13 protein-coding genes are annotated in these 13,819 nt (G+C 69.8%); 7 read left to right on the forward strand and 6 right to left on the reverse strand.

The genetic code is table 11. The features are described 5' to 3' along the window. Positions 1 to 205 precede the first annotated feature (205 nt). The 4 genes from LQ566_RS06270 to LQ566_RS06285 all read left to right on the forward strand — a co-directional run bounded on the left by LQ566_RS06270 (position 206) and on the right by LQ566_RS06285 (position 4,722). On the forward strand, positions 206 to 2,761 hold the full coding sequence (locus LQ566_RS06270; protein ID WP_231090748.1) for a helix-turn-helix transcriptional regulator: 2,556 nt from the start codon (positions 206 to 208) through the stop codon (positions 2,759 to 2,761). A gap of 61 nt (positions 2,762 to 2,822) precedes the next feature. Beyond that, entirely contained in the window at positions 2,823 to 3,590 is a 768-nt protein-coding gene (locus LQ566_RS06275; RefSeq protein WP_231090749.1) for a hypothetical protein, read from the forward strand. Continuing rightward, complete coding sequence (locus LQ566_RS06280) at positions 3,587 to 4,159, forward strand: DUF4352 domain-containing protein (protein ID WP_231090750.1); 573 nt, start codon at positions 3,587 to 3,589, stop codon at positions 4,157 to 4,159. Before LQ566_RS06275 ends, LQ566_RS06280 begins: the two co-directional genes overlap by 4 nt. Then, positions 4,156 to 4,722 carry a hypothetical protein gene (locus tag LQ566_RS06285; protein WP_231090751.1) on the forward strand — a complete coding sequence of 189 codons (567 nt, stop codon included), beginning with the start codon at positions 4,156 to 4,158 and terminating at the stop codon, positions 4,720 to 4,722. The genes LQ566_RS06280 and LQ566_RS06285 overlap by 4 nt, the downstream gene beginning before the upstream one ends. On the opposite strand, the gene LQ566_RS06290 is transcribed toward LQ566_RS06285, so the two are convergent. Both LQ566_RS06290 and LQ566_RS06295 read right to left on the reverse strand, forming a co-directional pair. After that, on the reverse strand, positions 4,609 to 5,919 hold the full coding sequence (locus LQ566_RS06290) for a hypothetical protein (RefSeq protein WP_231090752.1): 1,311 nt from the start codon (positions 5,917 to 5,919) through the stop codon (positions 4,609 to 4,611). The two genes, LQ566_RS06285 and LQ566_RS06290, sit on opposite strands and share 114 nt — an antisense overlap. Positions 5,920 to 5,943: 24 nt before the next feature. Continuing rightward, positions 5,944 to 6,504 carry an acyl-CoA thioesterase gene (locus LQ566_RS06295; RefSeq protein WP_231090753.1) on the reverse strand — a complete coding sequence of 187 codons (561 nt, stop codon included), beginning with the start codon at positions 6,502 to 6,504 and terminating at the stop codon, positions 5,944 to 5,946. Between the two features lie 109 nt (positions 6,505 to 6,613). Here LQ566_RS06295 and LQ566_RS06300 point away from each other — a divergent pair, with 109 nt between their 5' ends. After that, entirely contained in the window at positions 6,614 to 7,120 is a 507-nt protein-coding gene (locus tag LQ566_RS06300; RefSeq protein ID WP_231090754.1) for a GNAT family N-acetyltransferase, read from the forward strand. Between the two features lies 1 nt (position 7,121). Further along, the gene (cofE, locus tag LQ566_RS06305) at positions 7,122 to 7,874 is read left to right on the forward strand and encodes a coenzyme F420-0:L-glutamate ligase (RefSeq protein WP_231090755.1); all 753 of its coding nucleotides are present in this window, start codon (positions 7,122 to 7,124) and stop codon (positions 7,872 to 7,874) included. A 173-nt stretch (positions 7,875 to 8,047) separates the two neighbouring features. Here cofE and LQ566_RS06310 read toward each other — a convergent pair whose 3' ends face one another. Genes LQ566_RS06310 through LQ566_RS06320 form a run of 3 tightly spaced genes read right to left on the reverse strand, consistent with a single transcriptional unit; the run spans position 8,048 to position 12,083 of the window. Then, positions 8,048 to 10,309: a cytochrome b/b6 domain-containing protein gene (locus tag LQ566_RS06310; protein ID WP_231090756.1), complete on the reverse strand. Its 2,262-nt coding sequence runs from the start codon at positions 10,307 to 10,309 to the stop codon at positions 8,048 to 8,050. A gap of 5 nt (positions 10,310 to 10,314) precedes the next feature. After that, positions 10,315 to 11,295, reverse strand: coding sequence for an electron transfer flavoprotein subunit alpha/FixB family protein (locus LQ566_RS06315; protein ID WP_231090757.1), 981 nt, complete (start codon positions 11,293 to 11,295; stop codon positions 10,315 to 10,317). Positions 11,296 to 11,306: 11 nt separating this feature from the next. Continuing rightward, positions 11,307 to 12,083, reverse strand: coding sequence for an electron transfer flavoprotein subunit beta/FixA family protein (locus LQ566_RS06320; RefSeq protein WP_231090758.1), 777 nt, complete (start codon positions 12,081 to 12,083; stop codon positions 11,307 to 11,309). A 178-nt stretch (positions 12,084 to 12,261) separates the two neighbouring features. On the opposite strand from LQ566_RS06320, the gene LQ566_RS06325 reads away from it, so the two are divergent. Then, a complete protein-coding gene (locus LQ566_RS06325; RefSeq protein WP_231090759.1) occupies positions 12,262 to 12,795 on the forward strand; it encodes a MarR family winged helix-turn-helix transcriptional regulator in 534 nt (177 codons plus the stop codon). Between the two features lie 218 nt (positions 12,796 to 13,013). On the opposite strand, the gene LQ566_RS06330 is transcribed toward LQ566_RS06325, so the two are convergent. Further along, complete coding sequence (locus LQ566_RS06330) at positions 13,014 to 13,790, reverse strand: enoyl-CoA hydratase-related protein (RefSeq protein WP_231090760.1); 777 nt, start codon at positions 13,788 to 13,790, stop codon at positions 13,014 to 13,016. Positions 13,791 to 13,819: the final 29 nt, after the last annotated feature.

The following is a 13,819-nucleotide window of genomic DNA, read 5'->3' on the forward strand; positions in this document are numbered from 1 at the left end:
CGAGCGCAAGCACCGGAAATCGTCCGTTTGCCACCCCGCCCGTAGCGTAAGCGATCCACATTCACTACTGTCCTGCTCAGATGAACTGCAGCACACTGCAGCAGACTTTCCCGTCGAGTCCCGCTCGAGCCGCGAAGGGCCCCCCGAAGCCCCTCCTGGTCCCCCTCCCCCTTCCCCGTCGATGCCCCCCGAGAATCGACCGATCATGCTCGTTCACGATCATTCCTCTGCTGCACCCGGTCCACGCCGCTCCCCGGTTCCGGCGCAACCGCACCACCCGATCCCGTCCGCGACGACGATGTCGCCCTCCGGCGGCCGCCTCAGCGAGCTCGAGACCGCCCTCGCCCTGATGACTGACGGCCGCGATGTCATCTGCGAGGGAGAGGCCGGCATGGGCGCCCACACGATGCGACGCGCCGTGGCCGAGCGCGCCCGGGCCCTCGGCCGGTTCGTTGCCACGGCGGCGACGGTGACAACCTCCCCGGATCTGCCCCGGACGGTCATCGTCGACGACCTGGACCAGCTGTCGGTCTCCGAGGTCGATGCCGTGCGTGCGGCTCGTGCGCAGGGTGCGCGGCTCATCGCGACCCGCCGCCCTCCGCGTCCGTTCTCCCATCACCAGGGCCGCGAAGCCGAAGATCTCGTGCGCGACGCCGTGGTCATCACCCTGGCTCCGCTCACGCAGGAGCAGAACCTGATGCTGCTGGACGAACTGCGCCGCAGCGGGACGCTCACGCGATCGCTGTGCACGGCGGAGTGCGACTGGATCTGGGTCACGAGCGGTGGTATCTCCTCACTCGCCACGGCGCTGGCACGGGACCTCCAGGAGGCGCCGATCGCCGAGGGAGTGCTCAGCCGGCTCTCGCGGCGCACGGTCATCGCAGCCGCAGACATCATCGCGTCCCTTCCTCTCCCCCTGCAGCGCCTTGCCGCGCAGCTCGTTCCGCTCGTCGGGGTGGACATGGACCGGCTCGCCCGCACCTTCAACCCCACCGAGCTCGGGCTTCTGCTGGAGACCGGCGTGATCTCGGAGCACAGCGGTCTGCTGTGTGTTCCGCCACCGCTGCGGGCGGCGCTGCAGTTGCTCGACGGTGCCGAGGTGCAGCCGCTGACACGGAGCGTGATCGCCGACATCTGCACGTCCGTCCGGATCTCCGCGAAGTGTCTGGAGACGGAGCTCGATCTCGCGGCCAGTGCGCTGGCCGCGGACCCGGTGCTTCGTGCCGCGGTGCCCGAGAGCGCCCATCGCGCGGTGCTGCGCGTGGCGATGTGGCTGGCGCGCCGCCGCGGCGACATCGATGAGGCGGCCGCCCTCGGACGCCGTCTGCTCGCGCTGCTCGGTGATGCGCCGGACGCAGGCGCGCTCATCGTCGCCCAGGGCGTTCCCGATGCGCTGGCCTCGTATGCCGCCCACTTCGTCGATGACCCGGATCTCAGCGATGGTCTGACCGGGAGCTGGAACTGGGCGTGGCTGCAGTGTCTGCAGCTGCCGCTCACCGGATCCGTCCCGGGCGCCGAGGACGTGTGCCTGCGGGTGGCCGACGTGCTGGCGGCACCCGAGAGCGCCTACGCCCGGGCGCTCGCGCGTACCGTCCACGCCGCAGCCCTGCTGGATGAGGGCAACCTCGACGAGGCCGCCGCTGAAGCCGCAGAGGTGCTGGGGGACGAGAAGGCCGGGCACATCGCCGCGCTGCGTGCCCATCTCGTGCTTGTGGCCGTCGGCGCCGCCCGGCTAGAGCCGGACCTGGTCGAGGCGCGGTGCCGGCGTCTGGCAGCCGCCGCACACGCCGCGACCGCCCTGCCGGGGCTGGGCGGCGATCTCGCCCGGCGCCAGGCGGTGGACGCGCTGCTGACCGCGACCCTGGCCTGTGCGTCCGTGGGCATCCAGCCGCCGGACGACGTGGACACCGCGATCGAGATGCTCGCGCTTCGCGCTCTTCGGCTCTCCGACGCGGCCGCCGTGGTCCGCACCACGGTCGCCCAGTTCGTCTCCGCGATCACGCGGCGCGACGAGGAGGAGATGTCCGGCCTGCTTCGCCATCTCCGTCAGGAGCGCCACACCGATCTGACGGCGTGGGTGCTGGCGGAGATCGAGGACAACGAGCTGCCCCCGCTCGGAATCGCCAGCGGCCGGTTCGTGCGCTCGGGCATTGCATTGATGTGGATGCAGTCCCGTGCCATGCAGGAGGGCATCGAGGAACTCCGCCTCACACTGCTCAAGCGCGGGGTGGCCGACACCGCTCTGGGCGGGCTGCTGGTCACCTTCCTCGCCTGCGTCGACGGCACTGCCGACGCCGAGCAGGTGCGCATCGCCGCGACCCATGAACTCCGCGAGGGCACCGGGCCGCGCGCGCTGCAGCTCGCCATCGCTGGGCTGTCCGCCACCGATCCCGTGGTGCTGACCACGGCGGCACAGGCGTTCCTGGATCAGGGTGCGCCCGACCTGGCTCAGCGCATGCTCGATGCCCTGGCCCCCCTCGTCGCCGGCGACGTGGCGCGGGAGCGTGAGTTGCGGGCGGTGCAGCGGGCGACTCGCACGTCCCTGCGCGTCCAGGAGGACGCCACCGAACCGCTGACCCTCCGCGAGCGCGAGATCGCGCGGCTCGCAGCCGAGGGTCTGCGTAATCGCGAGATCGCGCGGCGTCTGTTCGTGTCGGTGCGCACGGTGGAATCGCACCTGTACCGCGCGATGCGCAAGCTCAACGTGACCCGAGTCGAGCTGCGGCGGCTGGCCGATCGCGGCGATTCCCTGCTCGAGTGAGCCGCCCGCGCACACCGAGCACGGCCCGTCCTGCATCTCCCCTCGCCCCTAGGCTGTTGTCGTGACCGTCCCGCCCGTCCCCGCGCCCGCCACCCGGAGCGCTGAGCGAGGGCGCGCATGGGTGCGGAGCGCGGCCGAGAAGGTCCCCACCACGTGGCTCACCACGGCCGGCGCCGCGATCGTCCTGTTGGCCACGGCGGCCTTCGGCGGGCTGGCGGACGCGCCGGATCCCACCCCGGTGGCCGCCCTGGGCGAGGTCATCGAGACCCCCGGGCTCACGCTCACCCCTATCGACGCGGAGATCCTGCCCCGGAGCGATCCGGATCTGACCCCCGATCGCACGTCCGTGCAGCTGACCTTCGATGTGACCGTCACCGGAGCTCTCCCGCTTCGCACCACGCGGACCAATCTGCCCGAGGTCGTCTCCGCCATCTTCGGGGCCCGCTCACGCGCGGCCGCAGACCTCGACTCGGCCGTCGACGTGCTCGTCCGTCCCGGGGAGAGCGGATCCGCCGAGGCCGCGCCGATCGAGGACTCCGACCGCGAGTGGGACAATCCCCTCTTCTCCGCGAGCGCCGTGGCCGCCGAGGTGCACTACGACGGCGCCGTCCGGCCGATGACAACCCTCCAGCCCGGCATCCCGTACCGCGTCGTGGTCCAGTACTCCTTCGCCGACGTCTTCACCGTCGGCACCGCCGAGATCGTGGTGTGGAACCGGGAGTTGCGTCCCGGCATGGGCGTGACCGAGAGCCGCGCCGAGAAAATCGCGGTACGAACGACGCCGGCCGCGTGGCTGTCCGTTCCGCTGCACGTGGGCGAGGGACCATGAACGCCGCAGTGCGGTGGGCGCTGGGCGTCGGGCTCGCGGTGATCGCGTGGGCGGTCATCACGATCACCCCTGACCACCGCGAGCACACGGCGGATCCGATCCCGGTGCATGCCGTACTCGGGCAGACCGTCGATGTCAGCGGCATGTCGCTCACCGTGACGGACGTTCATCTGAGCGACGGCGTCATTCCCCCGAACGGACGGGTGATCGCCGGGCGCTGGGTCGTGGTCGACCTCTCCATCCTGTCCCGGGACAGCGACGTGGCCGCCCCGCTCGGCGGCGTCGCTCTCACGCTGAACGACACCGTCGTCACGTCATCGGACCTGACCTATGGGCAAGTCCGGCTCGACGGCGCGCAGCTGCGCACCGGACTCGTGGTGAGCGGATCGGTCCTCTTCCAGATACCGCAGGAGGCGCCGCTGGGCGAGGCGACGCTGCTCCTGTCTCGCCGCGACGATCGCGCTCCCGGGGTGTGGTCGGACGATCAGGCGCAGCTCACCATCGATCTCGGCACCCTCCCGCGCGAGTCGGATCTGGCATTCGATGCCCCCACGGTGCGTGCGCCGTGAACGCGGCGGGTTCGCGGGAGTGGTGGCGCCGCAACCGCCGCGCCGCAGGCGTGCTGCTCCTCGGGCTGATCGCGGCCTGCGGCTTGTTCGCCGCGGTCGATGTCCTCCCCCAGGTCCGGGCGGACGACTCGGTGGAGATCCAGACCGCGGACTCCCCGAAGGACCAGCTCACTCTCGGGTCCTCCACCATCGGTCCCGTCACCAGTCAGTTCTTCCCCGATGACGTGGTCGCGTTCTCCGACCCTCCGCCGGGTTCGACGGCCCTGTGGGTGAAGGTCATGTTCGAGGACGCCCCCGATCAGTGTGTGCTGCGGTTGACCGAAGTCGGCGGGCAGGGACGGACGTGGGTGGATGCCACGCCCATCCTGAACTGGGATGCGCCCGACGACGGGCCTGCGCTGTGCATCGGACACGGGGGCGAGGAGTTCGGTCTTCTCAACGCCTTCGCGCTACCGCCCGACGCTCCCGGTCCCTTCCTCCTCGAGGTGGTTGTGCGCAACTTCGACGACCAGCTCATCCGCGTCGCGCGTTTCGAGATCGCCCCGACGCTGGCGGAGGGCTGACAGCGCGGTGTCGTAGCCTGCGCTCACCAGGGCGATGCGCACCGGCTCGCACAGAACGGGCGCGATGAACAGGATGGCCGCGCCGAACATGGCCCAGTAGAGCTGATCGTGGCCCCCGAACAGCCGCGGGACCGCGATCTGCAGCCACTCGCTGCCCCAGCGCCACAGCGCGTACGCGAGAACGAAGGTGCCCACGAACACGGGGCCGGCTCGCAGCATCATCACCAGCGCCGACCAGATCGGGGTGACCTTCGAGGTGATGGGTTCGAAGAGGTCGGCGATGCGACGGCGGACGGGCGCTTTCACACGCTCGAGTGCACGACGCGCACGCACGTACGCCTTCAACCGCACCTCCGGCGACTCGGCCTCGATCGCCTGCCCGTAGATCACACCCGCGATCGTGAGCCATGACACCGGCAGCAGCACGACGTCCGCCACCTGCGAGGTGAATGCCCCGATGCCCTCCCACGCGACGGCGACGAAGGAGAGATGCACAGCGAACCAGTCGCCGATGGCCTGCGCCCACACCGCCGCGACGCGGCCGTTCACCCAGCCCATGATCTCGTCGATGAGCACGCCAATCACCACGACCAGCCCGATGACCCACACCGCTTCGACATACACACCCGCCGGAGTCAGCCACCGCGGAACGCGCTGTGCATGACGCTTCCACAGCAGCCGGAGCACGTAGGCGAGCAGCACAGCCGCGAGAGTCAGCGGATTGACGAACGCGATGTCCCCGGATCCGGCGACGATCTGCGTGATGTTGTCGGCGCCCTGTTCGATGAGCACGTCGATGCGTCCCCGCTTGACCTCCTCGGCCACTTGGAGGAAGGCGATCATGTCGGCGTTGAGGAAGCGCGCGGTGGCGTAGAACGCGAAGTACGGGAGCATGCCGGCGAACAGCGCATCCCGAAACGAACGACGCCGCTCGGCCGGATCGGTCGGCTGAGGTGCCACCGAGGTGAGCGTCGGAAGCGCATCGCGCACCACGAGGAACATGCCGACGAAACCCACGAGGTTCGCGATCATGGCCACGGGCATCATCGCGTAGCCCGCGATGGTGTTGTAGCCACCCACCCATCCGGCGAACTGGATCCAGCCGTCGTGCACCACGCGGCCGCCGACGTACCAGGCCATCATCATCGGCCAGTGCTGCCACAGCACCCGTCCGAAGACGCCGGCGAAAGACCTCATACCCGCGAGGCTACCGGTGCCTGATCACGACCAGGTACTGGGTGCCGGCCGCCGGGTCGACGGTAGCCGGGACTCACGCATCCAGTCCTCGATCCACGCGGCGATGTCAGGCAGACCCTCCGGACGCCCGATGGCATCGAACAGCTCCTCGTGGGAGACGGTGCCTCCGGCGCGGCGCACCATGCGGGCGCCCACGATGGCACGGGCGTAGATCTCGCCCGCCACCACGACGCGGTGCTCGAGGAAGATCGCGCGGTCGTCGTGACCGAGCAGCCGCGACTCGATGTCGAAGCGCTGACCGAGCGTCAGCGACTTGCGGAACGTGATCGTCTCCGCCGACACGACGGCGTACCAGCCGTGCTGCTTCATCGCATCCATGAGCCCCGTCCGCACCAGCAGATCCCACCGGCCGAGGTCCATCAGGGAGAGATAACGGCCGTTGTTCATGTGGCGGAGCAAGTCCAGATCCGTCGGCAGTGTGGTCGCCCGGACCGTGGACACATCACGGGGACCGAGCGCGTTTCCGCGGCGCAGCGACAGCCGGGCACGGAGCATGGTGAGGAGGGTCCGCCAGATGAGGTTCACGATCGGCGATGCTACCCGTCCGCGCTGGGCGCCGGCTCGTCCGAGGCGGCGGATGCATGCGCATGACACCGGATTTCGCCCCGGCGCGGTTGCGGGTTAGAGTCTCGCCATGGCAGCTGAGCTCCACACCGACACCGTTGTCCGTCCGGTTCGCGTAAGCGATGCCGAAACCCTCGGCCGCGTCCACGCCACCTGCTGGCACGAGACCTACGACCACCTGATCAGCGCGGCCACGCTCGAGAACATCTCGACCAAGCGCCTTGCCGAACTCTGGACTGGCTGGGCCGCCCAGGGTCCCGAATTCCGCTGCTTCGTCGCCCTCGACGGCAGCGACATCGTTGGCTTCGCCGGATCCGGCCCGGCCCGCGACGCACAGGCCCCCGCCGAGCGCGAGCTCATCTTCATCTACCTCCTCGCCGCATACCAGGGCACCGGCACCGGCCAGAAACTGTTCGATGCCGTCGTGGAGAAGGACGAGTCGGTCTATCTCTGGGTGGCAGAGGACAACCCCCGCGCGCATCGCTTCTACCAGCGCAACGGGCTCGCCCTCGATGGCGCCTCGCAGGAGGAGCCCTTCCTCGGCGAGACGATCACCGAGGTCCGCTTCGTCCGCTGACGTGCTCCAGGCGTGGGCGCCCGACGGGATCGGTGAGATCACCGCGGGCACGGATCTCGTGGAGACCATTCACGCGGCCGTCGGGGATCAGCTCCGTGACGGCGACATCGTGGTGGTGACGTCGAAGATCGTCTCCAAGGCGGAGAACCGCTTCGTCCGTGCCGATGATCGCGAAGAGGCGATCACGGCGGAGACGGTTCGCGTGGTCGCCTCGCGCACCTCACCCACCGGACACACCACGCGGATCGTGGAGAATCGCCTCGGCATCGTGTCGGCCGCAGCGGGTGTGGACGCCTCCAACACCCCGCACGGGACGGTGCTGCTGCTGCCCGAGGATCCGGACCGTTCGGCTCGGCAGATCGCTGCGGGCCTGCGGGAGCGCACGGGCATGCGGGTGGGTGTCCTCGTGTCTGACACGCTGGGGCGCGCCTGGCGTGAGGGACAGACCGATCATGCCATCGGTGCCGGAGGGGTGCGGGTCTTCGAGGATCTCCGCGGCGGCGTCGACGCCGAGGGCCGTCCGCTGGTGGTCACCATGCCCTGCGTGGCGGATGAGCTCTGCGCGACCGCGGACCTGGTGAAGGGGAAAGCCGGCAGACGCCCCGTGGCCGTCGTACGCGGACGCGCGGATCTCGTCGGCGACCTGGATCTGCCCGGCGCCCGCAGCATCGTGCGCCCCGCGGAACGCGACATGTTCTACCTCGGCTCCGCCGAGGCCTACGCCGCCGGCCTCGCCGCCCGTCCCGGCGCCTGAGCCTTCGCCCCCGGCTTCCCGCTAGCCCTGTGGTCTCACATTCTGCGGATCATCGTCCACACCACCACAGTTTCTGAGACCACCGACGCTACTGCTCTCAGAAACTGCTCACCGCCCGCGACGCATCAACCGGAGATGAGACCAGCGCGCGGGGTGGGGAGGGGAGATCCGCCTCAGCGCTGGGTGACCGTGCCGAACAGCTTCGCGATGGGCGCGAGCACGATCGTCCGCGATGCCGCCACGGCGCCGGCGATCACTACCATGCCGGCGAAGAAGATCCAGAACCCGTTCCAGTTCACCTCGTCCGTGCCGCCGAACATGTGGTTCAGGTTCCGCAGCGCACCGGTGGCGAACACCAGCACCACGTGGATGATGATGAAGATCACGAAGTAGAGCATCACCGGGAAGTGAAGCGCTCGGGCGATCTCCACCGGGTAGGCCTTGTTGAGGGCCTTCGCGTTCTTCGGCCAGATGCCGCTCATGCGCACCCCGGTGGTCGCCGCCAGCGGCGCGGCCACGAACACGGTGAGGAAGTACATGATCTGCTGCAGGCTGTTGTAGTTCACCCAGCCGTGCTCCGTCGGCCAGTCCAGCGACACGTACTGGATCGCGGCGGACAGCGCGTTGGGGAACACCTCCCAGCTGGTCGGCACGATGCGCATCCAGTGTCCGGAGGCGAACAGCAGCACGACGAAGATCAGGCCGTTGAGCAGCCACAGGATGTCCAGCGACTGGTGGAACCAGAGGGTCAGACTGATCTTCTGCTTCGAGTCCTTCGCCCAGCGGGCCCGCCAGAAGGCATCGGGGCGGCGCTCGCGACGAACGCCGAGACCGGAGCGGATGATCAGCACCATCAGGAAGATGTTGAAGAAGTGCTGCCATTGGGCCCAGGCCGGGAAGCCCGGTGTCGCACCCTCGGGCAGGTCGTACTCGCCCGGATACGTGCGAAGGAAGTCGGCGATCGGGTCCAGCGACACGAGGAAGCGCGTGAAGAACACCGCGAAGAAGGCGAGCGCCAGCAGTGCGCCGCCTCCCACGATCACGATTCCCGCCCACTGCAGACGCGTGAACGCCCCGATGCGACGGGGTTCGGGCTGTGCCGGGTGCACGAATGCATATCGACCCGGACGCACGGTACGCGGGAACGGCAGCGGCGGACGGATCTCCGCCACGGCGGCGCCCGTAGCGGAGGGCGACGATGCGGCGGGGGCGGCAGGCGACACTGCAGCAGGCGACGATGCGGCGGGATCGGCGGGCGACGATGCGGTGGTGGCGGGAGCCTCAGACGCAACGGGCGCGGCGATGCCGGCATCCGGCATCGCCGGGGCCGTCGCAATCGGGACCGATGCGGGAGCCGGGGCCACGACCACACCGGCCGGCGGCCAGGGCTCGCCGTCCGGCACACGCGGCATTCCGCGACGCAGCTCCTGCCCGCTGAAGGCGGAGGCAACGGACGATGTACCGGCGGACGCGGCGTGCGCGGGTGCGGCAGCAACCGGCGCGGCAGGAGCCGCCGGAGTCGCGGGAGTCGCCGATGCGGCGGCATCCGCGGCAACCCGACGCTGCGACGGTGCGACAGCGGTAGCGACCTCCGGCCACGGCGCAGCACCCGGGGTGCGGGGCAGTCCGCGACGAACCGCGATGACCGGTGCCTGTGCTTGCGCCGGTCCCTCGTCGCGGATGCTCGCGGAATCACTGTGCGCGGCGGCACCCGCGGGTGCTCCCGCCAAGCCGGAGCCCGCCTCCGCGCTTCCCGCAGACTCACTCGCGGCGCGAACAGACGAGGTGGCGGCAGCAGCGGCGACCGTCTCCGCGCTTCCCGCAGATCCGCTCGCCGCACGAGCAGACGAGGCTGCGGCAGCAGCAGCGACAGCGGCAACCGCGTCGGCGGGCGGCCAGGCTTCGCCCGCGGGCGTGCGCGGGAGCCCTTGCCGCAGCCGTGCGGGGACCAGGGGTCGCGTCCCGACGTCACCGTCGATGGCACCGGACTCCGAGGGACCCACCGGTGCGGTGGGCATTCCGGGAAGCTCCGGGGAGACGGCACCGGTCGCGTCCGACGAGATGGACGTCACCGCAGATGACGAATCCGCGATAGCGGACGTCGAGGGTGCAGGCGACGACTCCGCGGCGGTGGATACGGAGGCGGCCGCAGCAGAAGACGAGGGGGCGGCAGCGCGTGTCGAGGAAGCGACAGCCGAAGACGAATCTGCAGTGTCGGACGTCGAGGTGGCGGGCGACGAGGTCGCCGCAGCGGGGGTGGTCGCACCGCCGCCACTCCCGGTTGCGCCGTCCACGACAGCGACACCATCCGCGCCGGCGCCCGGCGCGAGAGCGGCATCGAGGATCCCGTCCGCGACCGTCGTCTGCGCGGGCCAGGCATCGCCACCCGCTCGCCGCGGGAGTCCGCGGCGTACCGTCGTGCCGTACGTCGCCATGCGTCCTACTTCCGTGCTTCGAGAGCCTCGATCAGCTGCGGGACCACCGTGAAGAGGTCGCCGACCACGCCGAAGTCCGCGATGTCGAAGATCGGAGCGTCGGCGTCCTTGTTGATCGCGACGATGGTCTTGGCCGTCTGCATGCCGGCACGGTGCTGGATCGCGCCCGAGATGCCGAGAGCGACATACAGCTGCGGAGAGACCGAGACACCCGTCTGTCCCACCTGGTGCGCATAGGGGATGTAGCCGGCGTCGACGGCCGCGCGCGAGGCACCGACCGCGGCGCCGAGGGCATCGGCGAGACGGTCGACCAGGGCGAAGTTCTCCTCCGAGCCCAGTCCGCGACCGCCCGAGACGACACGCGCCGCTCCGCGGAGATCGGGACGCGACGACGTGGCGGTCTCCTCCTCGAAGGCCGTGATCGTTCCCGCGGGGCGACCGGAGGGAACGACCTCGAGCTTCTCGGCTGAAAGCGGCTGGGCCGCCAGGCGCGCATCGACAGAACCGGCGCGCAGCGTGACGACGAGGGGCCCGAACGTCGCCGCGGAGACCGCGTTGAACGCACCGCCGTACACAGAGTGATCGGCGACAACGCCTTCCTCATCACGACGCACGCCCACCGCGTCGGCGGCGAGCACGGCGCCTGTGCGGATGGCGAAGCGAGCGGCGAGGTCGCGGCCGTCCGCGGAGTTGTTGACCAGCACCGCGTCCGGACGCACCAGCGCGGCCGCAGCCACCAGGGCGTCGGCTGCGGGAACGCCGAGTGCACTCGTGTTGGCGAGCTCGGCGATCAGCACGCGCGTGGCGCCGGCTTCCGCGGCGGCCGCGGCAGCGGCGTCCCCGGTCCCGGGTGCGGCGATCACCAGGGCCACCGGGGTGCCTGCCTGGGCCGCTGCACCGAGGAGGCCGGGGGCGGCCGGCCCCAGATCACCGGCGGGCGTGGCCTCGATGGCGACGAGGATGGAATCTGCAGCGAAGTCGGTCATGATCCTGCCCCTCACACCAAACGGTTCTGAACGAGGAACTCGGCGAGCTTCGTGCCCGCGTCGCCCTCATCGACGATCTTGATGCCCGCCTCGCGGGCGGGCTTCTCCGCCACCGACACCATGATCGAGCGGGCCTGAGACGCCGGGTCGACGGTGATTCCGAGATCGGCGAGCGAGAGCGTTTCGAACGGCTTCTTCTTGGCGGCCATGATGCCCTTGAAGTTGGGCATGCGTGCGTCCGGAAGCGCTTCGGTGATGGAGATGACCGCCGGCAGTGGCGCGGTCACCTGCTGCACGCCGCCGTCGACGCCGCGGGTTCCGGAAACGGTTCCCCCTTCGATGTTCACGGAGGCCAGTCCGGTGAGCGTGGGAACCTCGAGCAGTTCCCCGACCATGACGGGGACCATGCCACCCGTGCCGTCGGTGGACAGGTTGCCGGCGATCACGAGGTCGAACCCGGCGCGACGGATGGCGGCCGCGAGCACCTCGGCCGTGAGCGTGAGGTCTGCGCCGACCAGCTCGTCATCGACCACGTGGACCGCGTCGGTCGCTCCCATCTGCAGACCCTTACGCACCGTGGCGGCAGCGCTCTCGGGCCCCATCGACAGCACCGTGACGGTGGTATCCGCGGCGGAGTCAGCGTGCCTCAGGGCCACCTCGACGGCGCGTTCGCCGATCTCGTCGAGAACCACATCGCCCGCGCCACGATCGGCGAGGCCCGTCTGCAGGCTCAGCTTGCGATCCCCGTACGTGTCGGGCACTTCCTTCACCAGGACGATGATCTTCATCGACGCTCCTCCCGTTCTCCGTCGAGTCTATGTCGAATAGCCGGTATGTACCCATTCGGGCGGGTGAATTCCCCGGGGGCATTCCGGCGCGGACGCAATGTATACATACGCCCGACTCCGGGTGGCGATGCCCCGAGCGCCATATACGGACGGGTAGCGTGGAACGGCAGGAGGGACCATGGCCAACAACCGACCGCTCGCGGTGGATCCGATCGCCGAGGCGAAGCGCCAGTGGCTCGCGCACGGTTGGACGGATGCCGCTGCAGGAATGACCGCAGTGACCAGCCTGATGCGCGCGCAGCAGCTCATGCTCGCACGCGTGGAGGCCGCGCTGAAGCCGTTCGACCTGTCGTTCGCGCGGTACGAGATGCTCCGGCTTCTGGCATTCACGCGCGAGGGCCGGATGCCGATGGCCAGCGCCACCGCGCGTCTGCAGGTGCACCCCACGAGTGTCACGAACACGGTCGACCGCCTGGCCAAGGCCGGCCTCCTCCGTCGCCTGCCACACCCGATCGACGGCCGCGCCGCCGTGCTCGAACTCACCGATCCCGGACGCGACCTGGTGGATGAGGCCACCGTCGCACTCAACGCGGTGTTCGAGAACATCGGGCTGGACGACGCCGACGTCACGGAGCTCGTGAGCATCGTCGCGCGCCTGCGCAAATCGGCGGGCGACTTCCGCGATCCCGCCCCGGTTCCCGATCCGCTCTGATCCGCCTCCCCGACTCGTCACCCTCCGCCCGGGCTCTGTCACCGTCCCCCTCCGTCTCGGTCTCAGAAGCTGTCGTTGCGCCGCCGTTCGACCACACTTCGTGAGACCAACACCCGCCTCGGTCTCAGAAACTGTCGTCGCATCGCCGCACGACCACACTTCGTGAGACCGACGCACGCCTCGGTCTCAGGAAAAGGTGACCTGCCGCCGACCGGCGGTTACCGGTTCTCGAAGCGCGGGGCGCGCTTCTCGCGGAAGGCGGCCATGCCCTCCTTCTGATCCGCGGTGTCGAACAGCGCTGTGAACTGCGCGGTCTCGAACGCGAGCCCCTGGCTGAGCGGTGTCTCCTGCACGGCACGCAGGGCCTGCTTCGCGGCGATCACCGACGGCAGCGACTTCGAGGCGATGGTCTCGCCGATCTGCTGCGCCACATCCGCCAGCTCGGCGGCGGGGACCACGCGCGAAACCAGACCTGCACGTTCGGCTTCGGAAGCATCCATGTTGCGCCCGGTGAGCACGAGGTCCGCTGCCTTGTATGCGCCGATCGCACGGGTGAGCCGCTGGGTCCCGCCCATGCCGGGGATCACCCCCAGATTGATCTCCGGCTGACCGAAGACGGCGGTGTCAGCGGCCAGGATGATGTCGCACATCATCGCCAGCTCGCATCCGCCCCCGAAGGCGAACCCGTTCACGGCAGCGATCACGGGCTTGCGCACCGCGGTGAGCCGGGACCACTCACCGAAGAAGCGACCCAGGCGCATGTCCAGTCCGCTGCGGTCCTCCATCTCCTTGATGTCGGCACCGGCGGCGAACGCACGACCGGCACCGGTGATGACGATGGCGCCGATCTCCGGATCCGCATCGAACTCCTCCGCGACGATGACCACCTCGTGCATCAGCTGCGTGTTCAGGGCGTTCAGCGCCTGCGGGCGGTTGAGGGTGATCCATCCGACGCTGCCACGGGTGTCGGCGATGATGGTCTCGAAGTCGGTCATGGCTGCCTCTCGTCTACTCGCGCGAGCGT

This window comes from Microbacterium nymphoidis (assembly GCF_021044885.1).
Taxonomy (GTDB): Bacteria; Actinomycetota; Actinomycetes; order Actinomycetales; family Microbacteriaceae; genus Microbacterium; species Microbacterium nymphoidis.

Coding starts and splice junctions, on each gene's coding strand:
- LQ566_RS06315 (WP_231090757.1), bottom strand. CDS start 11,295: ATGACCGACTTCGCTGCAGATTCCATCCTCGTCGCCATCGAGGCCACG.
- LQ566_RS06300 (WP_231090754.1), top strand. CDS start 6,614: ATGGCAGCTGAGCTCCACACCGACACCGTTGTCCGTCCGGTTCGCGTA.
- LQ566_RS06325 (WP_231090759.1), top strand. CDS start 12,262: ATGGCCAACAACCGACCGCTCGCGGTGGATCCGATCGCCGAGGCGAAG.
- LQ566_RS06280 (WP_231090750.1), top strand. CDS start 3,587: ATGAACGCCGCAGTGCGGTGGGCGCTGGGCGTCGGGCTCGCGGTGATC.
- LQ566_RS06320 (WP_231090758.1), bottom strand. CDS start 12,083: ATGAAGATCATCGTCCTGGTGAAGGAAGTGCCCGACACGTACGGGGAT.
- LQ566_RS06290 (WP_231090752.1), bottom strand. CDS start 5,919: ATGAGGTCTTTCGCCGGCGTCTTCGGACGGGTGCTGTGGCAGCACTGG.
- LQ566_RS06270 (WP_231090748.1), top strand. CDS start 206: ATGCTCGTTCACGATCATTCCTCTGCTGCACCCGGTCCACGCCGCTCC.
- LQ566_RS06330 (WP_231090760.1), bottom strand. CDS start 13,790: ATGACCGACTTCGAGACCATCATCGCCGACACCCGTGGCAGCGTCGGA.
- LQ566_RS06310 (WP_231090756.1), bottom strand. CDS start 10,309: ATGGCGACGTACGGCACGACGGTACGCCGCGGACTCCCGCGGCGAGCG.